Here is a 23,378-nt window from a genome sequence, read left to right on the forward strand (position 1 = left end):
TTACTTTCATCCCTCGCTGCAAAGACGATGGACCGACGCGGTTTTCTGGCTGCCTCAGGGGTGACCGTCGGTGGCCTGGCAGCTTTGTCGATGACGTCCACGCGCGTCAAGGCTGCAACCCCTTCAACGGAAGGTGGCGAGGTTGTTCGCAGAAAGTCAGTGTGCACTCACTGTTCGGTTGGCTGCACGGTTGAAGCCGAGGTTCAGAATGGTGTCTGGACGGGCCAGGAGCCGGGCTGGGACAGCCCCTTCAATATGGGCGCCCACTGCGCCAAGGGTGCCGCCGTGCGTGAGCACGCCCACAACGAGCGTCGCCTGAAATACCCGATGAAAATGGTCGACGGCCAGTGGCAGAAGATTTCCTGGGAACAGGCGATTAACGAAGTCGGCGACAAGATGTTGCAAATCCGCGAAGAGAGCGGCCCGGATTCGGTCTACTGGCTCGGAAGCGCGAAATTCTCCAATGAACAGGCCTACCTGTTCCGCAAGTTCGCCGGTTACTGGGGCACCAACAACGTTGACCACCAGGCGCGGATCTGTCACTCCACCACGGTCGCCGGTGTCGCCAACACCTGGGGCTACGGTGCGATGACCAACTCGTACAACGACATCCACAACTCCAAGGCGATCTTCCTCATCGGGGGCAACCCGGCAGAAGCACACCCGGTGTCGCTGTTGCACATTCTCAAAGCCAAGGAACAGAACAACGCACCGCTGATTGTCTGCGACCCGCGTTTTACCCGCACCGCCGCCCATGCTGACGAATTCGTGCGTTTCCGTCCGGGGTCAGACGTTGCGCTGATCTGGGGTCTGTTGTGGCATATTTTTGAAAACGGCTGGGAAGACAACGAGTTCATCCGCACCCGCGTGTACGGCATGGAGGACATCCGTGAGGAAGTGAAGCGCTGGAACCCGGAAGAAGTCGAGCGGGTTACCGGCGCCCCGGGGGCGCAACTGGAGCGCGTTGCCCGCACATTGGCCAACAACCGCCCGGGCACCGTGATCTGGTGCATGGGGGGTACCCAGCATACCAACGGCAACAACAACACCCGCGCCTACTGCGTGCTGCAGCTTGCACTGGGTAACATGGGCGTCGCCGGCGGCGGCACCAACATCTTCCGGGGTCACTGCAACGTTCAGGGCGCCACCGATCTGGGCGTACTGGCCGATACCCTGCCCGGATACTATGGCCTTGCCGCGGGCTCCTGGGCGCACTGGGCCCGGGTCTGGGAAGAGGATCTGGACTGGCTGAAGGGTCGCTTTGCCACCATGGACAAGGATGGTAAATCCCGCGCCATGATGAACGAAAAAGGCATTCCCGTATCCCGCTGGATCGATGGCGTACTGGAAGCCAAGGAAAACCTGGAACAGCCGGACAACACCCGGGCCATGGTGCTGTGGGGCCACGCGCCCAACTCACAGACCCGCATGCTCGAGATGAAGGAAGCCATGGAAAAGCTGGACCTTCTGGTGGTGGTGGACCCGTTCCCGACCGTGTCGGCCGTGCTGCACGATCGCAAAGACGGGGCCTATCTGCTGCCCTCGACCACCCAGTTCGAGAATTCCGGTTCTGTTACCGCGTCCAACCGCTCACTGCAGTGGCGTGAAAAGATCGTCGAGCCACTGTTCGACTCGAAGGTCGATCACGAAATCATCAAGCTGTTTGCCGACAAATTCGGCTTCACCGAGCGCATGTTCCGCAACATTGCCCTTGAGGGCGACATTCCGGTGACCGAAGACATTACCCGCGAGTTCAATCGTGGCATGTGGACCATCGGCTATACCGGACAATCGCCGGAGCGCATCAAGAAACACATGGCGTATCAGCACCACTTCGACAAAACCACACTGCGTGCGGCGGGCGGACCCTGCGATGGCGATGTCTACGGCATGCCGTGGCCATGCTGGGGCACCGCCGAAATGAACCATCCGGGTTCCCCGAACCTGTACGACATGTCGGTACCGGTGTCCAAGGGCGGCCTGACGTTCCGCGCCCGCTTTGGTGTTGAGCACAACGGCCAGAATATCCTGGCAGACGGCGTGTACTCCAAAGACTCCGATATCAAGGACGGCTATCCGGAATTCACCATGCAGATGCTGATGGATCTGGGCTGGGATGGGGACCTGACGGCGGAAGAACGTGCCACCATTGACGGCATTGCGGGTCCCGAGACCAACTGGAAGACGGATTTGTCCGGCGGCATACAACGGGTGGCCATCAAGCACGAATGCGCCCCCTTCGGTAACGCCAAGGCCCGCGCCATCGTGTGGAACTTCCCGGACCCGGTGCCGGTTCACCGCGAACCGCTCTACACCACCCGCCGCGATCTGGTCGAGGATTACCCGACCTACGCCGACAAGCATTTCTGGCGCGTCCCGACCCTGTACGAGTCCATCCAGAAGAAGGACTTCAGCAAGGACTTCCCCATCATTCTGACCTCTGGCCGTCTGGTCGAGTACGAGGGTGGCGGTGACGAAACCCGTTCCAACCCCTGGCTGGCGGAACTGCAGCAGGACATGTTCATCGAGGTGAATCCCCGTGACGCCAACAACCTGAACATTCGTGACGGCGAGGACGTCTGGGTTTCCGGCCCGGAAGGCGGGCGCATCAAGGTGAAGGCCATGATCACCGAGCGGGTTGGCGAAGGCGTGGCCTTCATGCCGTTCCACTTCGGCGGACATCTGGAGGGCAAGGACCTGAGGGACAAGTACCCCAAGGGCGCCGACCCCATCGTCCTGGGCGAATCCACCAACACGATTCAAACATACGGGTATGACTCGGTCACGCAGATGCAAGAGACCAAAGCCACCCTGTGTTCGATTATGCCAGCATAATAAGAGGTGTAGAAAATGGCTCTTGAAGGACAAGCACGCGCAAAATTCCTTTGTGATGCCGAGCGCTGCATCGAATGCAATGCTTGCGTAACGGCCTGTAAAAATGAGCATGAGGTCCCCTGGGGCATCAACCGTCGACGCGTGGTCACCATCGAAGATGGCAAACCCGGAGAGCGTTCGATCTCGGTAGCCTGCATGCACTGTTCAGACGCGCCCTGTATGGCCGTCTGCCCGGTGGATTGCTTCTACCAGACTGAGGACGGTGTGGTGTTGCACTCCAAGGATCTATGTATCGGTTGTGGGTACTGCTTCTACGCTTGCCCCTTTGGTGCGCCCCAGTTCCCGCAGGCGGGTAACTTCGGCAGCCGGGGCAAGATGGACAAGTGCACGTTCTGTGCCGGTGGTCCGGAAGAGGACAACTCCCAGGCCGAGTTCGCCAAGTATGGGCGCAACCGGATTGCAGAGGGCAAACTGCCCATCTGTGCGGAAATGTGCTCAACCAAAGCCCTGTTGGCCGGTGATGGCAACGAGGTGGCGGATATCTATCGCCAACGCGTGGTGAACCGTGGTTTTGGTTCTGGCGCCTGGGGATGGGGCACAGCCTACGAGAAGAAGGGCGCTTAAGCCCAACTGATGGATCCGGGGCCCTAGTGCCCCGGAATTCCTTCGGGCAACCGCTTCTTATTGTCCATTCCGCTGGAGTGTTCTCATGAACATGAAACTGTTTGGTGCCGCGGTGTTTGCACTGGCGACGCTGCTGGTCAACCCGACGTGGGCGCAGGAGACCGCCGAGGTCGACCGGTCCAGCACCGGGGGTGCTCAGACCCTCGAAGACATAATGGCCCGTCAGCAACAGATGAAAGTTGACGAGTCGTTCCGCTCAGAAAATCTGGGCACCCCTGACAAGGCGCCCGCCATCAGCGAACCGCTCGGCACCCGCGGAGGTGTATCGGACGCCGACACCTGGCGCGGCATTCGCTATAACGACAGTGACATCACCACCCAGGCCCGCAGCCCGGCCGCTGACGTTCTGATCCAGGACGGCGGCATGCCCTGGTACAAGCTTCGTGAAGGCCCGGTGCTCACCTACGGCGGCCTGGCGCTGCTTGGCATCATCGCGTTGCTGACCGTGTTCTACTTTGTGCGCGGACGCATCAAAATCGATGGCGGACCCGCAGGGACCACCATCGAACGCTTCAAGGCCATCGAACGCTTCGGCCACTGGTTGCTGGCCGGCTCGTTCATTGCCCTCGGCCTCACCGGCTTGATTACCCTGATGGGACGCAGCTTTCTGATCCCGGTGATGGGGCCGGACGCCTTTGCGACCCTGGCAGCAGGCTCCAAGTGGCTCCACAACAACGTGGCCTGGGCGTTCATGCTGGGTCTGGTCATGACGTTCGTCATGTGGGTCGCCCACAACATCCCCAACAAGCTGGACTGGCAATGGCTCAAGGCAGGCGGCGGCATCTTCACCAAATCCCATCCGCCCGCCAAAAAGTTCAACGCCGGCCAGAAGATCATTTTCTGGACAGTGATGATTCTGGGCTTCTCGGTGTCACTGTCTGGCCTGTCACTGCTGTTTCCGTTTGAAATGCCGATGTTTGCCAAGACCTTTGGCGTAATGAACAGCATTTTGGGCACCGATTTCCCGACGGTTCTCGCGCCCCACGAGGAGATGCAGTACGCCAATATCTGGCACTCGATCGTGGCGTTCGTGATGATGGTCGCCATCATCGCTCATATCTACATCGGTTCGGTGGGTATGGAAGGTGCGTTCGATGCCATGGGTAACGGTCAGGTAGATGTCGAATGGGCGCGCCAGCATCATGATCTGTGGGTGGCCGAAGTCGAAGCCAAGCAGGCGAAAGGAGAGTCAACGTGAAGGTCATGATTCTGGCGTTTGCCGCCGCCCTGGTGATTGCTTTTCTCGCCCCGGAAATACTGGAGCAACTCGGCTGGTCCACCGCCGAACAAGGCAGCAGCGCAACGAGTGTGCGGCTTGACTGATCAAGCCGCCGCGCTGCAGGAGGTTCACCAGATCGACGCCATCGGACTGGTGTGCCCCCTCCCGATTCTGCGTTTGAAAAAACGCACCCAACATCTGCCCAGCGGAACACGGGTCGATTTTCTCGCCGACGACCCCAGCGGCCGTAGCGACCTGCAGTTACTGTGCGAAGTCACCGGCCACAGGATTGAATGGATCCGCGAGGAAGACGCGGGCGTGATCCGTTATCGCATCTGTCTGGCCTGACGCGACTAAGTTCGTCGGCACACGGTCAGGACAGGTTGTGACGCCGGTATTCATCCGGCGTCACGTCGAACCACTTTTTGAACGCCCGCCGGAAATTGGCGCTGTCGTGATAGTTCAGCAATTCTGCCATCGCCTCGATCGACAGAGTGCCGTCCCGTAGATAACCGATCGCCTGCTGCGAGAGAATTTCGTTTCGCAGTTGTCGAAAACTGCTCCCCTCGCGCTTCAGCCTTCTCGCAAGCGTTCGCTTGCAGACAAACAGCATCGCGGCGGCCTCGTCTTCGCTCAAGGTTCCGGGCGGGTGCGACAGCAGCATTCTCTTGACTTGGTAGGTGCAGGTTTTCTGATCCGGATGCAGTTGGGTAAGCATGGCCTCGCACTGTTGCAACGCCATCCTGTAATTTTCATCGTTAGCGGACGCGTTCGGAATCCGGCACACCGCCAGCGGCATTCTCAGCCTGAACGCCCCGGCCCCGAATTCTACGGGGCCGGGAATATGGTCGGCATACCGGTCTCCGTAGGCCGGCCTCTGGTGAACAAAGCAACTGACCGCCTCCTCCAGGGGGCGGCCCACAATGAACTCGGCACTTTCAAAAAAGATGGTGACGGCGATCTCGCTCAGCACCCGATGCAGTTCTTCCTCGTGCACCCTGTCAAAGCTGCAGGTGACCTCCAGCCAGTCTCCCCGGGTTTCTAACTGCAGCCGGGCAAGGCTCATACGGGTTGGCAAAAATTCCTGGAATGCCCGCAACGCGGTATGCAGATCGGGGCTGCTGTTCACCAGAAACCCCATAGCACCGTGAGTCGGCGAGGTCAGGCGACGCCCTATCCGGAAACCGAAAGCTGCATCATTGGCCATACGCAGACTGTTCTGCAGGATCTGCAATTGCTGTTGGGGTGTCAGCAAGGTGTCCTCCCGCAGAAACTGATCGACAGACAAGCCGGTCATCGCCAGCAAATCGGACACGTCCTGCGTCTGAAGGCCCAGCTCCCGGGCAATCAGGCGGCTGTAGTTCGAGGGAATACTCGCAATGCCGGAGTCGATGGTGGTCATAGGGGCTTCTTGTTAATCCGTTGGCGTTGATCAGGCGGCCTGCCTCAAACCCATCCCGCCGTACCCGAGTGTCTTTAAATGACTCCCTAATGTCAATTTATGACCTGCCGCCGCCGCACTGCAGCACCTAATCTGGCCGCATCACTGCTAATTCCGGACACAACAGAAGCGAGAGGGTTATGGGTCAGATCACCTTCATTGAGCACAACGGCACAGAACATGTCGTCAACATCGAGGAGGGCCAGTCACTGATGCAGGCGGCTGTCGATAACGACGTACCCGGGATCGACGCCGATTGCGGCGGCGCGTGCGCGTGCGGCACCTGCCACGTAATCGTCGATCAACACTGGATTCAGGCCACCGGCGGCATCCAGGCGGATGAGCAGGGCATGCTGGGACTGACGCCGGAGAAAACCGAGACCTCTCGCCTGTCCTGCCAGGTCACCGTCACGGAGCACCTGGATGGCATGGTTGTGCGCCTGCCCGAATTTCAGATGTGATTACCACAACACTTCAAAGGTGAAGCATGAGCCTACTGCGCCCGTTACTTGAGCCGGTTATCCAGCCGGCGCTGGATAAAGCCACCGCCATTATCCCGATGCACTGGCAGATCAGAGGCGCTCACGCGTTTCAGGGTCTCAAACAACGGGCAGGCCGAGCCCGCCCGATTCCGGTTTTCCGCGAGACCCCACTGCCGGATGTGTCGACGCTGGCGCTCCGGGATATCGATGTCAGCAACCCGTTCCTGTACCGGCAGGGGTTATGGCATTCCTATTTCAGGCGACTGAGGGATGAATGCCCGGTGCACTATCAGGGCAACAGTCCGTTTGGCCCGTTCTGGTCGGTTACCCGTTACGAAGACATCATGTTCGTCGACACCCACCATGATCTGTTCTCTGCCGAGCCGATCATTTCCATCGGGCCACAACCCGAGGGGCTGGAGCTGGAAACCTTTATTGCCATGGATCCGCCAAAACATGATGTACAGCGCCAGGCGGTGCAGGGTGTTGTGGCGCCGAAGAATCTGGCGCAAATGGAAAGCCTGATTCGCAGCCGTACCGCGGATGTCCTGAATCAACTGCCGGTCAATGAGCCGTTTGATTGGGTACAGAAGGTGTCCATTGACCTCACCTCGAGGATGCTCGCCACGCTGCTTGATTTCCCGCTCGATCAGCGTCACAAGCTCGCTTACTGGTCCGACGTAGCCGCAAGCCCGCCGGAAGCCACCGGCGGCCTGTCCAATACGGACGAAGCGTTCGACGTTGCCACCGATATGGCCAGAACCCTGTCATTGCTGTGGCGCGAGAAAGAGGCACGCCTGGCCGCCGGCGAAGAGCCCGGTTTCGACCTGATCAGTTTGCTGCTGGCCAACGACAGCACTCGCACCATGATCAACCGTCCCATGGAGTTCATGGGCAACATGGTACTGTTGATTGTGGGTGGCAACGACACCACCCGTAACTCGATGACCGGCGGTGTGTTGGCGCTCAATCAGTTCCCCGATGAATTCGCCAAACTCAAAAAGAACCCCGCCCTGATACCCAATATGGTGTCCGAAATCATCCGCTGGCAAACGCCGCTGGCCTACATGCGCCGGGTTGCCAAACAGGACGTGACCCTGAACGGGGCAACCATCCGCAAGGGCGACAAGGTTGTCATGTGGTATGCCTCGGGCAATCGCGATGAACGGGCGTTTGATGAAGACCCGGACCGCTTCATCATTGACCGCAAAAATGCCCGCAAACACCTGTCATTCGGCTTTGGCGTCCATCGCTGTATGGGTAATCGGCTGGCGGAAATGCAGTTGCGGATTCTGTGGGAGGAAATCCTGAAGCGCTTTGATCACATTGAGGTGCTGGAGGAGCCGGGCTATGTGCAGTCGAACTTTGTCCGTGGCTACACCCGGATGCAGGTGAAACTCACAGCGAAAACCTAGCGACAGGGGCCGGGGCGAGGCTCACGCGCCCCGGAACCCCTTGGCCACCAGATACACCTCCCGCGACCGCGCGCGTGAGGAATCCGGCTTGCGGATCACCACCTTGTCGAAGGACTCACGCACGGCTTTGACATACTCGTCGTAGCCTTCACCGTGGAATACCTTGGCGACAAAACTGCCTTTGGGCTTGAGCACCTGACAGGCCATGTCCAGCGCCAGTTCCACCAGATACATGGAGGCGGCCTGGTCGGCCACATTCACACCGCTGATGTTGGGTGCCATGTCGGAGATGACCACGTCGGCACGGGCGCCATCCAATGTCGTCATGATCTCGTCAAACACCGATTGCTCGGTGAAATCCCCCTGAATGAACTCGACCCCGGCGATGGCATCCATGGGCAGGATGTCCGATGCAACCACGCGGCCTTTGTGGCCCACCAGCTTCGCGGCCACCTGGGACCAGCCGCCCGGCGCAGAGCCCAGATCCACCACCAGTGCCGTGGGCTGGATCAGGCGGTCCTTGTCATTGATCTCCAGCAATTTGTAACTGGCACGGGAGCGGTAACCGTCCTGCTGTGCCTGCTTCACAAAGGGATCGTTGACGTGCTCTTCGAGCCAGCGGTTACTGCTTTTGGAACGGGCCATGGGGTGCCTTCTGCTCACTGCGGGAAAAGCCGCATTGTACGCCTGCCCAAAGCCCACCGCAAAAGCCGCCCAATGCCTGACAAGGCTCCTGCCCGGCAGTACAATAGACGCACTTCTGCAACTGCAACCTGCCGGGCCATAACCCGGCGGCCAGGAAATCCCATGATTCGCGTTACCGAACTGGCATTACCCCTTGATCATCCGGAGGACGCCCTAAGGGCCGCCCTCCTGCAGCGCCTGCAGCTCCGCGACGCCGATCTGCTGCACTTTACCGTGTTCAAGCGCAGCTACGACGCCCGTAAGAAGAACAGCGAGATCAAATTCGTCTACATCGTCGATCTGGCCGTGCAGAACGAGGCCGCAGTACTGGAACGGTTCGCGGAGGATACCCATGTGCGCCCGGCGCCGGATACCGCCTACTATCCGGTGGCGGAAGCCCCCGAGAACCTGACCGAGCGCCCGATTGTCGTCGGGCTCGGGCCCTGCGGATTGTTCGCCGCTTTGCTGCTGGCCCAGATGGGGTTCCGGCCCATTGTGCTGGAACGGGGCAAGGATGTGCGCCGCCGCACCAAGGACACCTGGGCGCTGTGGCGGAAAAAGCAGCTGTCGCCGGAATCCAATGTGCAATTCGGTGAAGGCGGCGCGGGGCTGTTCTCCGACGGCAAACTTTACAGCCAGATCAAGGACCCGAAATTCTACGGCCGCAAGGTGATGGCTGAGTTTGTGAAAGCCGGTGCCCCGGAGGAGATCCTGTTCGTCAGCAAACCCCACATCGGCACCTTCCGGCTGACCGGCGTGGTGTCCCGCATGCGCGACGAAATCATCACGCTGGGTGGCGAAATCCGCTTCCAGCAGAAGGTCACCGACCTGATGGTGGAGAACGGCCAGGTTCAGGGGGTGGAACTGGCCAGTGGCGAACAGTTGCAGAGCCGCCACGTGGTGATGGCGCTGGGCCACAGCGCCCGGGATACCTTCCGTATGCTGCACCGCCGCGGTGTGTTTGTCGAAGCCAAGCCGTTTGCCATCGGTTTCCGCATCGAGCACCCGCAAGGCCTGATCGACCATGCCCGGCTGGGCAAATACGCCGGCCATCCGGCCCTGGGCGCGGCGGACTACAAGCTGGTGTATCACGCCAGTAATGGCCGCGCAGTTTACAGTTTCTGCATGTGCCCGGGCGGCACCGTAGTGGCCGCCACCTCAGAACCCGGGCGGGTGGTGACCAACGGCATGAGCCAGTACTCCCGCAACGAGCGCAATGCCAACTCCGGCATTGTCGTCAATATCGAACCCAAGCAGGACTTCCCGGGCGATGCCCTGGCCGGGGTCGAACTGCAGGAACGGCTGGAAGCCAACGCCTACGTGCTCGGCGGCAGCGACTACTGCGCGCCGGCTCAACTGGTGGGGGACTTTATCGCGGGCCGGCCGTCAGACACGCTGGGTGAGGTAGAGCCCTCTTACCAACCCGGTATCCGCCTGGGGGATCTTGCGCCGTCACTGCCGCCTTACGCCATCGAGGCGATCCGCGAGGCCCTGCCGGCGTTCGGGCGCCAGATCCGTGGCTTTGACCGGGCCGACGCGCTGCTGACCGGCGTGGAAACCCGCACTTCCTCTCCAGTCCGTCTCGCCCGCGATCGTGAGAGCCTGCAAAGTCTGAACACCCGCGGCCTCTACCCGGCCGGTGAAGGCGCCGGTTATGCCGGCGGCATCCTGTCCGCCGGGGTCGACGGCATCAAGGTCGCCGAAGCCGTCGCCAAAGCCATCATGACGGATCTTCAGCGCAGTGAAGAGAGTCAGGGAAGCGCGCCGTGAAGCTGGACGACATCAAGAAGCTACATCAAAAGAAATACCGCCAGGCTCTCGGCCATTTTCTGGTGGAGGGCGAACATCTGGTGCAGGAGCTGGAAAAGGCCGCAGCCGGCAACCGCCACTGGCAGCACGCGCAGCTGTTGGTCACCAGCGCCTATCAGGACTGGCCGGGCTCCTGGCCACGGCAGCTGATCAGCGACCGGCACATGGCGCAACTGGCGGACACCAAAACCCCCCAGGGCATCCTCGCGGTGGTACCCCTGCCGCCACCCGCCGACACCGGCGAAACGGCCGTGGGGAAAGCCGTCTACCTGCATGAGGTTCAGGACCCCGGAAACCTGGGCACCATTCTGCGCACCCTGGCCTGGTTTGGCGGGTTCCGTTGCCTGCTCAGCCCCGGCAGCGTCGATCCCTACAACCCGAAAGTGGTGCGTGCCAGCATGGGGGCCATTTTCCATGTACCGGTGGAGACCGACGTCAGCCTGGACACCCTGGCCAGCCGTTACGCCCGGATCGCTTGCCTCGATATCGGCGGTGACGCGATCACCAGCGCGGAATTCCAGAGCCACGACTGCTACCTGTTCGGCAATGAAGCCCGCGGTGTTCCCGGCGAATCGCTCACAGAACTTGGCGCCCGCCGTTTCACCATCCCCGGCGCTGCCGCCATTGAGTCGCTGAACCTGGCATCTGCCGTCAACATGGCGGTGTATGAGCTGAACCGGGGATAAAGCCTTTGCCGCCACTCATGGTCGCCCCACCAGCGCCTCTATGGCACCGATACCCTGCTCGCACCCGCCCAGATAGCCGCCGCCAAACAAGTTGTAATGGTTTAGGTAGTGGTAAAGGTTGTAGACACTGCGCTTGAGCGGATACACCTCAGTGCGACTATTGCGGCGATCGTAGGCATCGTAGAACGCCTGGCCAAAGCCCCCGAACATTTCGGTCATGGCGAGGTCGGCCTCACGGTCACCCCGGTATACGGCCGGGTCGATCAGCCACGGCTGATGACGATCGAACAGCACGTTGCCGCTCCACAGATCCCCATGCAACAGGCTGGGGTGTTCGCAGTGACGGTCCAGCCATTGCGCCAGCCGGTCGCCACAGGCGTCCAGCGTCTTCTGAAACTCGCCTCGCAGCGCACTATTTTTGATTCTGCCGACCTGATAACCCAGGCGGTGCTCCACGAAAAAATCGCCCCAGGACGACGAGAGAGTATTAGGCTGGGGAGACAGCCCAATGTAGTTGTCGTTTGACCCGCCGTATTGGTCCTGCGGTATAGCATGTAAACCCGCCAGCCCCTCACCGAGCATGACCAGGGTGGCCTCAGATGCCGGGGCGGCGTCGATGCGGGTCAGGGTCAGCCGGTCATGGTCCGCTGCGTATATTTCAGGGAGCCGTATCTCTCGGACGCCCGCCTGTCGCAAGCCGGCCCGGAGCGATTCAAGCCCCTCGGCTTCGCGCAGCAAGGTATCGGGAAAAGGCGTGTGGTTGTGTTTGATGAAGTGCGACATAACGCTTCAGACTTCCCCGCTTGGGTGATCTGCCCCCTCCGACCACGTGTTTCAACCTTTATATTGTCACAAAATATTCATTCCGTGCCGCTAAACTTGTCTGACCGATACGGCGCTGGCAACTCATCAAGCCTGCCTAGCTCCCTGACGTCTGGAAGCCCTCATGCGCATAACCTTTCTCGGCACCGGTGCCGCCGGTGGCGTACCGCTTTACGGCTGCAGGTGCGAAGCCTGTACGCTGGCCACGGAGAATCCGGCCCTCAGACGGGCGCCTTGCTCCGCCCTGATCGAGACAGGCGACACCCGCATTCTCATTGATGGCGGCCTGATGGATCTGCACACCCGCTTCGCCCCGGGTGAACTGGACGCCATCCTGCTAACCCACTTTCACCCGGATCATGTGCAGGGGCTGTTTCACCTGCGCTGGGGCAAAGTCCCACGGATTCCGGTACTCATCCCTCCCGACCCCGATGGCTGTGCCGACCTGTTCCGGCATCCCGGCATTCTGGATTTCCAGCCTCAAACCGCATTATCGGCCTTTAACATCGGGCCATTGAGAATCACCCCGGTGCCGTTGATCCACTCCAAGCCCACCTTCGGTTATGTGTTCGAGTGCCCGAGCGGTCCGGCCTTCGCCTACCTGACCGACACTCGCGGCCTGCCCCGGGACACCGAAAGCTTCCTGAAAACCGTGAAGCCCGAAGGGCTTGCGATCGACTGCTCGTTCCCCCCCTCCGATCGACCCCGCGGCCACAACGACTGGCCACTGGCGCTGAAATGCATTGAAGCCTTGGGCCCCGATCAGGCGTGGCTGATCCACCTCAGTCACGAACTGGACCTCTGGCGGCTGGTCACCAGGCCCGAGCTGCCGGCAACCATCAGGGTTGCCCACGACGGCGAGCAGGTGGATCTGTGAACGAGGCAGCGCTGGCGCTCGCTGCCTCGGTAGTCATGCACGTGGGGTGGAATCTGCTGGCCCGACATCAGCCCGCCAACACCTATGCGCTGTGGTGGGCTCTCGGCGCTCATTTGCTGATTCTTGGCCTGTGGGGCCTGCCCGCCCTGATTGCGGACACCCGGTGGACGGCGGAATTTGCCGCGCTGCTGGCCATATCGGCTGTGGCCAATGGTGTGTACTTCGTCGCCCTGCGCCGCGCCTACAGCCATGCGCCGGTGGCTCTGGTGTACCCCGTTGTGCGCAGCTCACCCCTGCTGATCGCGCTCTGGGGCATGTTGCTGTTTGGTGACAGCCTCTCAGCGATGGTGTGGGCCGGAATCGTTGTCAGCGTCGCCGGTCTGCTGCTGATGGCCAGTGGCGATCACCGGGGTGGCGAGGGGAAAGCCATGCCATGGGCACTTTTGGCCATGCTGGCCACCAGCGCCTATTCGGTCAGCGATAAGGCGGCAACCGAGTCGGTCGACAGTTTCCGTGGGCTGGTGGGCTTTGTCAGCGTCGGCTATCTAATGGCCTGGCTGGCATTGAGTGTTGAGCACCGCCGCACTCAGGGCCGCTGGCTGCCGGCAGCAAGACCGGCCTGGTATGTCGTTCTGGCCGGCGGTCTGTGCGTCGGTCTGGCTTACGCTCTGGTGATTCACGCCATGCGTTTCATGCCCGCAGCGGAAGCGGTCGCCTACACCAATGCCGGCATTGTTCTGGCCTGCCTGGCATCCGTTGTGGTCTTCCGGGAGCGACAATTCTGGCGCCGACGCCTGACCGGTGCCGGTATCATTCTGTCCGGGCTGATGCTGATGCGGCTCGCCACCTAGCGCACATGCTCCCCTTCACGGGTCGGTCTTAAAAGCTTCAACTTCCTGTCACCTGAGCGACATCGAACCGTCACACCCACCATCGACACTGTCTATACAAGTTGGGAACACGACAGTGGAGGCGCCCCATGGAGCCCGAGATCCAGATTCAAGGTCTGTCAAAAACCTTTGCCAAGCGCAAAGCCAGTGACAAGGCTCTGAAGAACATCAACCTCTCTATTGAATCAGGCGAAATGGTGGCCCTGATCGGTCCGTCCGGTTCCGGCAAATCCACCTTGCTTCGGCACATTGCCGGCCTGAGCTGTGGTGATGCCGACAACGGCGAGATCCGCGTACTGGGCCAATCGGTGCAACGCAACGGGCGGCTGTCTCCGGATGTCCGCAAGACCCGGGCCCGCATCGGCTACATCTTCCAGCAGTTCAACCTGGTGGGGCGTATGAAGGTACTGACCAACGTACTGACCGGCACCCTCGGCCGCGTTCCCGGCTGGCGTGGCTGCCTGGGACTGTTCAATGCCGAGGAGCGGGCGCTGGCACTGACATGCCTGAACCGTGTCGGCATGGACGCCAAAGCAGACCAGCGAGCAACCTGCCTGTCGGGCGGCCAGCAGCAGCGCGTTGCCATCGCCCGCACCCTCACCCAGAAAGCCGAGGTGATTCTGGCGGACGAACCCATCGCCTCGCTGGACCCCGAATCTGCCCGCCGGGTCATGGAAATCCTGGCCGACATCAACAGCGAGGACGGTCGCACGGTGGTGGTTACTCTCCATCAGGTGGATTACGCCCGCGAATTCTGCCGCCGGGCCGTGGCCCTGAAGGCGGGTGAGATCGTCTACGACGGTCCCGCTGAAAACCTGACGCCAGCGTTGCTGGCCAGCATCTACGGCACCACCTCGTTCGACGTTGATGGCGAACCCGCCAGAAAACGGAAGGCGCCCGCGCCCAGCAAAGGGTTTGCCCTGGCACCCGCTAGCTGACCCGGATCAACGCACAGCCTATTCATCACCACCCCAAAACCGAGGAAACAACCATGATCAAGCAATGGATTAGCCGCCTTACGCTGGCCGCCGCCGTCACCGTCGGCGCCACCGGACTGCAGGCAGAGGAGCAGCAAACGCTCAACTTCGGCATTATTTCAACCGAATCCTCCAGCAACCTGAAGAATGTCTGGGAACCGTTTCTCGAAGACATGTCAGCAAAGCTGGATATGGAAGTGAAAGGGTTCTTTGCTCCGGATTACGCCGGCATCATCCAGGGCATGCGCTTCGACAAGGTCGACATTGCCTGGTACGGCAACAAGTCCGCCATGGAAGCGGTTGATCGTGCCGGCGGTGAAGTGGTGGTACAGACCGTGGCCGCCGATGGCTCCCCGGGCTACTGGAGCCTGATGATCGTCCACAAGGATGCCGATCACCTGAACTCCGTCGAGGATGTGCTGGCCAACGCCAAGGACCTCACTTTCGGTAACGGCGACCCCAATTCCACCTCCGGTTTCCTGGTGCCGAGCTACTACATCTTCGCCAAGAACGGCGTCACCGCGAAGGAAGCGTTCAAGCGCACCCTGAACTCCGGGCACGAGACCAACGCGATGGCGGTGGCGAACAAGCAAGTAGACGTAGCCACCTTCAATACCGAAAGCATGGAACGCCTGCAGATCACTTTCCCGGACAAGGCAGACGACCTCAAGGTGATCTGGAAATCGCCGCTGATCCCGTCCGACCCGCTGGTCTGGCGTAAGAACCTGCCGGCGCAAACCAAGCAGAAAGTTTACGACTTCCTGATGAGCTACGGCACCACCGGCGACGAGAAAGAGCTGAAAATCCTTGCCGACCTGCAGTGGGCGCCGTTCCGCGCCTCCAGCAACGACCAGCTGATTCCGATCCGTCAGCTCGAATTGTTCAAGCAGAAAGCGGCGATCGAGAACGACGACAACTATTCCGCGCAGGAAAAGAGCCAGAAGCTGGCTGAAATTGAAGCCCAGTTGGCTGGCCTGGATCGTCGCCTGGCGGCGCTTGACGCCGCGCGCGAAGAGTCCAACTAACAACTCAAGTTGTAACCGCGACAGGCCAATCTCATGCAGAGCGCATCCACACATTCGAACCTTCCCGCCGGCCAGTCCAGTCTGCTCTCGCGGAACTGGACGAGCCTGCTGGGCTGGGGCATCGCCTGTGCCGTACTGGCGTGGTCCTGGGGTGGCGCGGAAATGAATCCGGCAGCCCTGATTGCCGACGGCAATAACATGGCCGTGTTTGCCGCCGATTTCTTCCCCCCGAACTTTCACGACTGGCGGCTGTATCTGAGCGAGATGGTTGTCACGGTCCAGATCGCGGTCTGGGGCACGGTGATGGCAGTGATTCTGGCCATTCCCTTTGGAATCATGTCATCGGAGAACCTGGTGCCCTGGTGGGTCTGCCAACCGGTGCGCCGCCTGATGGATTCGTTCCGCGCCATTAACGAGATGGTGTTTGCCATGCTGTTTGTGGTGGCGGTCGGTCTGGGTCCGTTCGCCGGTGTGATGGCACTGTTCATCCATACCACCGGGGTGCTGGCAAAACTGTTTTCCGAGGCCGTGGAAGCCATTGATCCGGGGCCGGTGGAGGGTGTTCGCGCGACCGGCGCCAGCAGCCTTCAGGAAATCATTTACGGAGTCATTCCCCAGGTTCTGCCGCTATGGATTTCCTACTCGCTGTACCGCTTCGAATCCAATGTTCGCTCAGCGACGGTGGTCGGCATGGTGGGTGCCGGGGGCATCGGCGTGATCCTCTGGGAAAGCATGCGGGGCTTCCAGTTTGCCCAGACCTGCGCGGTGATGATCATCATCATCCTGGTGGTGACGTCACTGGACATTGCATCCCAGTACATTCGCAAACGCTTTATCTGAGGCCCATCCGCCTCTGACCCGGACGGTGTTGTCCGGCCCCCCGCCCAGGCGGGGTTTTTCATCCACCAACTTGTCTATACAAGAGGACACCCGATGGCTGTATACCAAGACGTCGCACGGATCCTGGAACAGGACATCCGCGAAAACCTGGTCAGCGGGGATTACCTGCCATCCGAGGCAGAACTGGCCAGGCGCTTCTCGATCAATCGCCATACCCTGCGACGGGCGGTGGATCAGCTGGTGGACGCCGGCATGCTGCTTCGCCAGCAGGGCAAGGGCACTCTCGTGGTGGAGCACGCCCTGGAGTACAACATTGGTGCCAGGGCGCGTTTCAGTGAAGCTCTGGAAGCCATGGGCCATAACCCCGTCAGCGAGGTCATCGGGCGCCGGGTACTGGTGGCCGACGAGCGCTTTGCGCGGGCAAGCGGGATGCCCGCCGGCACACCCATCCTGCAGGTGGATACCCTGCGCAGCGTCAAGGGCAAGCCGGTCAACCTGATCAGTCACTACCTGCGGCGTGAGGCTTTTCCCGGCCTGGAAACCGACTATCGCGGCGGTTCCCTGCACGCCCACATTGAGCAGCATCACGGCATCAAACTGGTTCGCCAACAGGCGCTGATCAGCACCACCCTGCCCGGCACGCGTGACGCTGAGCTGCTGCAATACCCCCGACACATGCCAGTGCTGGTGGTGAAGTCCAACAACGTTCGAACCGGCACAGACGAGGTGCTCGAATACAGCCTGTCTCGCGGCCGCGCCGACTGTTTCGAGTTCCGGGTCCAGCCCGGGATCACCGATTTACCCGACGGAGAACTCACACCATGACCAAGGCCAATGCATTTTCCCGGACTGCCGATGTCTCTGCCGACGCCTCTCCCGACGCAAACCCGGACCAGAGCGACCGTCAGTTCTGGATGTCGGTGCTGGCCCGGGCCGAGCTGAGCGACCTCGAATCCTACTGGCAAACCTTCTCGCCACCACCGGAATACCGGCACCTGCGCAAACCGGAAATCGGCATGGCCATGCTGCGCGGCCGGGCCGGCGGCACCGGTTCACCGTTCAATCTGGGCGAGGTCACCCTGACCCGATGTGTGGTGGAGCTGGATGCCGGCGTACAGGGCTTCGGTTACGTCACCGGTCGCAGCCGGCGCCACGCCGAACTGGCCGCGCTGTTCGACGGCCTGATGCAGCAGCACGGCGATCTCCACGGCCCCGCTCTGATCCAGCCTCTGCACCAGCAATGGCTGGCACGCCGCGAGCAGGTCTCGCGCAAAGCGGCGGCCACCAAAGTGAACTTCATGACCATGGTACGAGGGAGCTGACCGATGACCACGCCCAACCAGACCCGGACCCCGAAGGCGCCCGCCCTGTCCCTCGCGGGGCTCTGTGGCGGATTCGACGATCCGGTTCAGCAGTCGCAACAGGTGTTTCGCCGCGCACTGACCGCGCTGTCGGAACCCGGAACATTGCAATCGCTGCCAGCGGCTGACGCGCCCGCCGGCATCCATCCGGCCGCCTACCAGCTGTGCCTGGCGCTGCTGGATGCGGAAACCCCCTTGTGGATCGCACCGGCGCTGAACTCGGAAGCCCTGGTCAGCGCCCTGCGTTTTCACTGCGGCTGCCGGATTGTCGACGACCCGGGTCGGGCCGAATTCGCGCTGATCTCGCCGGACATCGACGGTGAACTGACCCGGTTTGCCCAGGGCAGCCACGAGTACCCGCACCGCTCCACCACCCTGATTGTCCAGGTCGGGAGCCTGGAGGCCACCGCAGACTGGACCCTGAGCGGCCCGGGCATTGATGGCACGCGCAAGGTCGGGATTACCGGCCTGGACCCGCGCTGGCCGGGCATGTTGGCGGATAACCGCCGTCGCTTCCCCTGTGGCGTCGACATTCTGTTTACCGCGGGAAGCGGCCTGATGGGGCTGCCGCGCACCACCCGAGTGGAGATATAACCATGTACGTAGCTGTCAAAGGGGGCGAACAAGCCATCGACCAGGCCCACAGCTGGCTCGACGAAACACGTCGCGGTGACACCTCGCTACCGGAGCTCAGTGTCGAGCAGATTCGCCAGCAAATGGGGCTGGCGGTGGATCGGGTGATGACCGAGGGCTCGCTGTACGATCCGGAACTGGCCGCACTGGCGCTCAAGCAGGCGAGTGGCGACGCCATCGAGGCCATCTTCCTGCTGCGCGCCTACCGGACCACGCTGCCACGGTTTCTGGCGTCCTGCCCGGTGGAAACCGACCGGATGGCGATCCGCCGCCGCATTTCCGCGGCGTACAAGGACCTGCCCGGCGGTCAGATACTCGGCCCGACCTACGACTACACCCACCGCTTGCTGGACTTTACCCTGCTGGCCAACGGCGAGCGGGCAACCGCACCGCCGGCGGACGACACCGTCGAGAACTGCCCGCGGGTGCTGGACTTTCTCAACAGCGAGGGGCTGATCGAGAGCCCACAGGGGCAGGATGAGCACAAGCCATCGGGCACGGTGGAGGCGCCGGACGCACCGGCGGATCTGACCCGCCAGCCGCTGGACTACCCCGCTGACCGGGACCTGCGGCTGCAAGCCCTGGCCCGCGGTGACGAGGGCTTCCTGCTGGCACTGGCCTATTCCACCCAGCGCGGTTACGGCCGCAACCACCCGTTCGCCGGCGAGATCCGCCAGGGTGAGGTGGCGGTGGAGATTGCGCCGGAGGAGCTGGGCTTTTCCGTGATCGCCGGCGACATCGAAGTGACCGAGTGCGACATGATCAACCAGTTCAGCGGCACCGAAACCGAAGCCCCCCGTTTTACCCGTGGTTACGGCCTGGCGTTCGGCAACGCCGAGCGTAAGGCGCTGGCCATGGCGCTGGTGGATCGGGCGTTGCGGGCGCGGGAACTCGGTGAGGATATCGTCTCGCCGGCACAGGACGAGGAGTTCGTGCTCGCCCATTGCGACAACCTGGATTCCTCGGGTTTTGTGTCGCACCTGAAACTGCCCCACTACGTGGATTTCCAGTCGGAGCTGGTGCTGCTGAGGCGCCTGCGCAAAGAGTTTGACCAACGCCGGGAGGCCAAACAGCCATGACCACCGCATTTCCTGACCAGACCACAGATACACCGGCGGAAGACAACGGTTACAACTTCGCCTATCTGGATGAGCAGACCAAGCGCATGATCCGCCGCTGTCTGCTGAAGGCTGTGGCCGTGCCGGGCTACCAGGTGCCCTTCGGCGGCCGCGAGATGCCCCTGCCCTACGGCTGGGGCACCGGTGGCATGCAGGTCACCGCAACGGTGATCGGTCGTGATGATGTGCTCAAGGTTATCGACCAGGGTGCCGACGACACCACCAATGCCGTCAGCATCCGGCGCTTTTTCGCCCGCACCGCGGGCGTCGCCACGACTGAATCCACCCCGCAGGCCAGCGTGATCCAGACCCGTCACCGGATACCGGAAACCCCGCTGAGCCGGGGTCAGATCCTGGTGTATCAGGTACCGATCCCGGAACCCCTGCGCTTCATTGAACCCCGGGAAACCGAAACCCGGAAGATGCACGCCCTCCGGGAATACGGGGTGATGCACGTGAAACTGTACGAAGACATCGCCCGCTTCGGGCACATCGCCACCACCTACGCCTACCCGGTGAAGGTCAACGGCCACTACGTGATGGACCCATCGCCCATCCCCAAGTTCGATAACCCGAAGATGCATGGTTGCCCGGCGCTGCAACTGTTCGGTGCCGGCCGCGAAAAACGCATCTACGCCATCCCCCCGTTTACCCGGGTCGAGAGCCTGGACTTCGAGGACCACCCGTTCGAGGTGCAGGGCTGGGATCAGACCTGTGAGTTCTGTGGCTCGGACCATTCCTTCCTCGATGAGGTGGTGATCGACGACGACGGCGGGCGCATCTTCATCTGCTCTGACACCGACTATTGCAATCAGCGCCTCAGTACCGGCGCGCGAAAGGAGGCCGTATGACCGACACCGCACTGGCTGTGTCCCACGAGGCACCGGCCGAACCGCTGCTGACCGTGAGCAACCTGCGCAAACTCTATGCCCCCGGCAAGGGCGTGGACGGCGTTGACTTCGAGCTCTGGCCCGGCGAGGTGCTGGGCATTGTCGGCGAGTCCGGCTCGGGCAAAACCACCTTGCTGCAGTGCCTTTCCGGCATGCTGACCCCCGACTCCGGACACATCGGCTACAGCAGTGCACAGGGCGACAGGCTCGATCTCTATGGTATCAGCGAAAGCCAGCGCCGCCAGCTGCTGCGCACCGAGTGGGGCATCGTGCACCAGCATCCCAGAGATGGCCTGCGGATGGGCGTCAGCGCCGGCGCCAACATTGGCGAGCGGCTGATGGCTATCGGCGAGCGCCACTACGGCACCCTGCGCGCGACCGGAGAAACCTGGCTGCGGGAAGTGGAAATCGACACCGCCCGCATCGACGACCTCCCCCGCACCTTTTCGGGGGGTATGCAACAACGCCTGCAGATTGCCCGCAACCTGGTCACCCGACCGCGGCTGATTTTTATGGACGAACCGACCGGCGGGCTGGACGTGTCCGTTCAGGCCCGCCTGCTGGACATGCTGCGCAACCTGGTCGTGGACCTGGGGCTGTCGGTGGTGCTGGTCACCCACGACCTTGCCGTTGCCCGCCTGCTCTCCCACCGGCTGATGGTCATGCGTGGCGGCAAGGTGATCGAGCAGGGTCTGACCGATCAGATTCTGGACGACCCCCAACACCCCTACAGCCAGCTGCTGGTGTCTTCGGTGCTGACCCCGTAACACCCAACGCTGAACAAACCGGAGAACAGCCATGACTGTCATGATCCAGGTTAACGACCTGAACAAACGATTCACCCTGCACAACCAGGGTGGCGTCTCCTACCCGGTGCTCACCGATGTGTCCTTTGAGGTCAACGCCGGCGAATGCGTAGTACTCGACGGACGCTCCGGCTCCGGCAAGAGCACACTGCTGCGCTCGCTTTATGCCAATTACAAGCCTCAGTCCGGCCAGCTCCATGTCCGGCACCAGGGTGAGCTGGTGGACCTGGTCACGGCTACGCCAAGGCAAATCCTCACCATCCGGCGGCAGACCCTGGGCTACGTCAGCCAGTTTCTGCGGGTGATTCCCCGGGTATCCACCCTTGAGGTGGTCATGGAACCCTTGCGTGCCCAAGGCGTGGATCTGGACACCTGCCGCGAAAAGGCCTCCGGGCTGCTGCGTCAACTGAACATTCCCGAAACCCTCTGGCACCTGGCGCCCTCGACCTTTTCCGGTGGCGAGCAACAGCGGGTCAATATCGCCCGTGGCTTCGTGGTGGACTACCCCATCCTGCTGCTCGACGAACCCACGGCCTCACTGGACGCAGACAACAGCGCCGTGGTGGTGTCGCTGATCCAGCAGGCGCGGGAACGTGGCGCAGCCGTGGTCGGCATCTTCCACGACGGCGGCCTGCGGGACCAGCTCGCAGACCGCCGCATCCCCCTGACCAGCCCAGCCAAGGAGAAAGCCGCATGAGTGCCGTGGATCTGACCCTGGAGCGGCCGCAACTCGAAAGCCGCGAATTGCTGCTCACCAATGCCCGCATCGTGACCGAGGACGACGTTTTCACCGGCACGCTGACCGTCCGCAACGGATTGATCAGTGCCATGGAACGCGGCAACACCTCGGTGCCTGGCGCCCGCGATTGCCAGCAGGCCTACCTCATTCCGGGCCTGGTAGAGTTGCACACCGACAATCTGGAAAAACATTTCTCACCACGACCGGGGGTCATCTGGCCCAGCCATCCGGCGGTGCTGACCCACGATGCCCACATCGTGTCGTCCGGCATCACCACGGTGTTCGATGCCCTGTCCGTCGGCGATGTGGTGGATGACAGCAATCGCCTCGCCCACCTGCGAACCCTGATCGACGCCCTGGCCGAGACCCACAACGCCGACCTGTTGCGGGCCGAACACCTGTTACACCTGCGCTGCGAAGTCAGCTTCGGTGAGACCCTGCAGCTGTTCGAAGATCTTGTGGATCATCCCCTGCTCCAGCTGGTGTCGGTGATGGACCACACCCCCGGGCAACGTCAGTTCGTGCGGGAAGACAAGTACCGGCAGTATTACCAGGGCAAACACGGTCTCAGTGATGCGGAGATGGACACCTTCACCCGCAACCGCAAGGAATCCGCGCGACTGCACAGCGACCGTAACCGCCAGGCCATTGTCGCCATCTGCCAGGCACGCGGCATCCCGCTGGCCAGCCACGATGATGCCACCCTGGATCACGTGGTGGAGTCGGCCGGGTTCGGTATGACCATTGCAGAGTTCCCCACCACACTGGAGGCGGCAAAGGCGTCTCACGACCACGGGCTGCGGGTGTTGATGGGCGCGCCCAACATTGTGCGTGGCGGCTCCCATTCCGGCAACATCGCCGCCGCCGAGCTGGCCACCGCAGGCGTACTCGACATTCTGTCATCGGATTACTACCCCGCCAGTATGCTGGACGCGGCCTTCCGCCTGGCCCGCATGGAAGACAACAACTACGACCTGTCGAGGGCCATCGCCACGGTGACCGCCACGCCCGCTCGCTGCGCCAATCTCCACGACCGGGGTCTGATCGAGCCCGGCAAACGCGCGGACCTGGTGCTGGTGGAATCCCGCGGGCAACTGCCGCTCATTCACAACGTCTGGCGACGGGGCGAGCGGGTTTACTGAACC

The 23,378-nt window shown here is 61.8% G+C and carries 25 protein-coding genes; 22 read left to right on the forward strand and 3 right to left on the reverse strand.

What is annotated here, in order from left to right; genetic code table 11:
* Positions 1-27: 27 nt before the first annotated feature.
* The 5 genes from R0125_RS10390 (at position 28) to R0125_RS10410 (ending at position 5,086) form a co-directional block, all read left to right on the forward strand.
* Positions 28-2,835 carry a formate dehydrogenase subunit alpha gene (locus R0125_RS10390; protein ID WP_248183334.1) on the forward strand — a complete coding sequence of 936 codons (2,808 nt, stop codon included), beginning with the start codon at positions 28-30 and terminating at the stop codon, positions 2,833-2,835.
* A 15-nt stretch (positions 2,836-2,850) separates the two neighbouring features.
* Entirely contained in the window at positions 2,851-3,459 is a 609-nt protein-coding gene (fdh3B, locus tag R0125_RS10395) for a formate dehydrogenase FDH3 subunit beta (RefSeq protein WP_248183333.1), read from the forward strand.
* Positions 3,460-3,544: 85 nt separating this feature from the next.
* Complete coding sequence (locus tag R0125_RS10400) at positions 3,545-4,717, forward strand: formate dehydrogenase subunit gamma (RefSeq protein WP_317238110.1); 1,173 nt, start codon at positions 3,545-3,547, stop codon at positions 4,715-4,717.
* Complete coding sequence (locus R0125_RS10405) at positions 4,714-4,842, forward strand: hypothetical protein (protein ID WP_282448412.1); 129 nt, start codon at positions 4,714-4,716, stop codon at positions 4,840-4,842. Before R0125_RS10400 ends, R0125_RS10405 begins: the two co-directional genes overlap by 4 nt.
* Positions 4,835-5,086 (forward strand): sulfurtransferase TusA family protein, encoded by a 252-nt coding sequence (locus R0125_RS10410; protein WP_410797608.1) that lies wholly within the window; start codon positions 4,835-4,837, stop codon positions 5,084-5,086. Before R0125_RS10405 ends, R0125_RS10410 begins: the two co-directional genes overlap by 8 nt.
* Positions 5,087-5,111: 25 nt before the next feature.
* On the opposite strand, the gene R0125_RS10415 is transcribed toward R0125_RS10410, so the two are convergent.
* Positions 5,112-6,140 (reverse strand): AraC family transcriptional regulator, encoded by a 1,029-nt coding sequence (locus R0125_RS10415; protein WP_317238112.1) that lies wholly within the window; start codon positions 6,138-6,140, stop codon positions 5,112-5,114.
* A 179-nt stretch (positions 6,141-6,319) separates the two neighbouring features.
* On the opposite strand from R0125_RS10415, the gene R0125_RS10420 reads away from it, so the two are divergent.
* Entirely contained in the window at positions 6,320-6,640 is a 321-nt protein-coding gene (locus R0125_RS10420; RefSeq protein WP_248183326.1) for a 2Fe-2S iron-sulfur cluster-binding protein, read from the forward strand.
* A 26-nt stretch (positions 6,641-6,666) separates the two neighbouring features.
* The gene (locus tag R0125_RS10425) at positions 6,667-8,076 is read left to right on the forward strand and encodes a cytochrome P450 (protein ID WP_248183322.1); all 1,410 of its coding nucleotides are present in this window, start codon (positions 6,667-6,669) and stop codon (positions 8,074-8,076) included.
* Between the two features lie 21 nt (positions 8,077-8,097).
* Here the strand turns inward: R0125_RS10425 and rlmE are convergent, their stop codons facing one another.
* Positions 8,098-8,721, reverse strand: a complete 624-nt coding sequence (gene rlmE / locus R0125_RS10430; protein ID WP_248183320.1) for a 23S rRNA (uridine(2552)-2'-O)-methyltransferase RlmE — start codon at positions 8,719-8,721, stop codon at positions 8,098-8,100.
* A 162-nt stretch (positions 8,722-8,883) separates the two neighbouring features.
* Between rlmE and R0125_RS10435 the strand changes: the two genes are divergently transcribed.
* Together R0125_RS10435 and R0125_RS10440 are read left to right on the forward strand one after the other, a co-directional pair.
* Entirely contained in the window at positions 8,884-10,530 is a 1,647-nt protein-coding gene (locus R0125_RS10435; RefSeq protein WP_317238113.1) for an NAD(P)/FAD-dependent oxidoreductase, read from the forward strand.
* A complete protein-coding gene (locus R0125_RS10440; protein ID WP_317238114.1) occupies positions 10,527-11,255 on the forward strand; it encodes an RNA methyltransferase in 729 nt (242 codons plus the stop codon). The genes R0125_RS10435 and R0125_RS10440 overlap by 4 nt, the downstream gene beginning before the upstream one ends.
* A 15-nt stretch (positions 11,256-11,270) precedes the next feature.
* Here R0125_RS10440 and R0125_RS10445 read toward each other — a convergent pair whose 3' ends face one another.
* Positions 11,271-12,038 carry a fructosamine kinase family protein gene (locus R0125_RS10445; protein ID WP_317238115.1) on the reverse strand — a complete coding sequence of 256 codons (768 nt, stop codon included), beginning with the start codon at positions 12,036-12,038 and terminating at the stop codon, positions 11,271-11,273.
* Positions 12,039-12,201: 163 nt separating this feature from the next.
* On the opposite strand from R0125_RS10445, the gene phnP reads away from it, so the two are divergent.
* The 13 genes from phnP (at position 12,202) to R0125_RS10510 (ending at position 23,375) form a co-directional block, all read left to right on the forward strand.
* Positions 12,202-12,954, forward strand: a complete 753-nt coding sequence (gene phnP, locus R0125_RS10450) for a phosphonate metabolism protein PhnP (protein ID WP_317238116.1) — start codon at positions 12,202-12,204, stop codon at positions 12,952-12,954.
* The gene (locus R0125_RS10455; RefSeq protein ID WP_317238117.1) at positions 12,951-13,805 is read left to right on the forward strand and encodes an EamA family transporter; all 855 of its coding nucleotides are present in this window, start codon (positions 12,951-12,953) and stop codon (positions 13,803-13,805) included. Before phnP ends, R0125_RS10455 begins: the two co-directional genes overlap by 4 nt.
* A gap of 128 nt (positions 13,806-13,933) precedes the next feature.
* A complete protein-coding gene (gene phnC / locus R0125_RS10460) occupies positions 13,934-14,782 on the forward strand; it encodes a phosphonate ABC transporter ATP-binding protein (RefSeq protein WP_317238118.1) in 849 nt (282 codons plus the stop codon).
* Positions 14,783-14,835: 53 nt separating this feature from the next.
* Positions 14,836-15,846, forward strand: a complete 1,011-nt coding sequence (phnD, locus tag R0125_RS10465; protein ID WP_317238119.1) for a phosphonate ABC transporter substrate-binding protein — start codon at positions 14,836-14,838, stop codon at positions 15,844-15,846.
* 33 nt (positions 15,847-15,879) lie between these two features.
* Positions 15,880-16,686, forward strand: coding sequence for a phosphonate ABC transporter, permease protein PhnE (gene phnE / locus R0125_RS10470; protein WP_317238120.1), 807 nt, complete (start codon positions 15,880-15,882; stop codon positions 16,684-16,686).
* A gap of 93 nt (positions 16,687-16,779) precedes the next feature.
* Positions 16,780-17,511 (forward strand): phosphonate metabolism transcriptional regulator PhnF, encoded by a 732-nt coding sequence (gene phnF, locus R0125_RS10475; RefSeq protein WP_317238121.1) that lies wholly within the window; start codon positions 16,780-16,782, stop codon positions 17,509-17,511.
* Complete coding sequence (gene phnG, locus R0125_RS10480) at positions 17,508-18,008, forward strand: phosphonate C-P lyase system protein PhnG (RefSeq protein ID WP_317238122.1); 501 nt, start codon at positions 17,508-17,510, stop codon at positions 18,006-18,008. Before phnF ends, phnG begins: the two co-directional genes overlap by 4 nt.
* Positions 18,009-18,011: 3 nt before the next feature.
* Entirely contained in the window at positions 18,012-18,641 is a 630-nt protein-coding gene (gene phnH / locus R0125_RS10485) for a phosphonate C-P lyase system protein PhnH (protein WP_317238123.1), read from the forward strand.
* A 2-nt stretch (positions 18,642-18,643) separates the two neighbouring features.
* Positions 18,644-19,759 carry a carbon-phosphorus lyase complex subunit PhnI gene (locus R0125_RS10490; protein WP_317238124.1) on the forward strand — a complete coding sequence of 372 codons (1,116 nt, stop codon included), beginning with the start codon at positions 18,644-18,646 and terminating at the stop codon, positions 19,757-19,759.
* Positions 19,756-20,649 (forward strand): alpha-D-ribose 1-methylphosphonate 5-phosphate C-P-lyase PhnJ, encoded by an 894-nt coding sequence (locus R0125_RS10495; RefSeq protein ID WP_317238125.1) that lies wholly within the window; start codon positions 19,756-19,758, stop codon positions 20,647-20,649. Before R0125_RS10490 ends, R0125_RS10495 begins: the two co-directional genes overlap by 4 nt.
* A complete protein-coding gene (gene phnK / locus R0125_RS10500) occupies positions 20,646-21,455 on the forward strand; it encodes a phosphonate C-P lyase system protein PhnK (protein ID WP_317238126.1) in 810 nt (269 codons plus the stop codon). Before R0125_RS10495 ends, phnK begins: the two co-directional genes overlap by 4 nt.
* Before the next feature lie 31 nt (positions 21,456-21,486).
* A complete protein-coding gene (gene phnL / locus R0125_RS10505) occupies positions 21,487-22,191 on the forward strand; it encodes a phosphonate C-P lyase system protein PhnL (RefSeq protein WP_317238127.1) in 705 nt (234 codons plus the stop codon).
* On the forward strand, positions 22,188-23,375 hold the full coding sequence (locus R0125_RS10510) for an alpha-D-ribose 1-methylphosphonate 5-triphosphate diphosphatase (RefSeq protein WP_317238128.1): 1,188 nt from the start codon (positions 22,188-22,190) through the stop codon (positions 23,373-23,375). Before phnL ends, R0125_RS10510 begins: the two co-directional genes overlap by 4 nt.
* The last annotated feature ends 3 nt before the right edge of the window (positions 23,376-23,378 follow it).

The sequence above is a fragment of the Marinobacter sp. M-5 genome (assembly GCF_032911545.1).
GTDB lineage: Bacteria > Pseudomonadota > Gammaproteobacteria > Pseudomonadales > Oleiphilaceae > Marinobacter > Marinobacter goseongensis.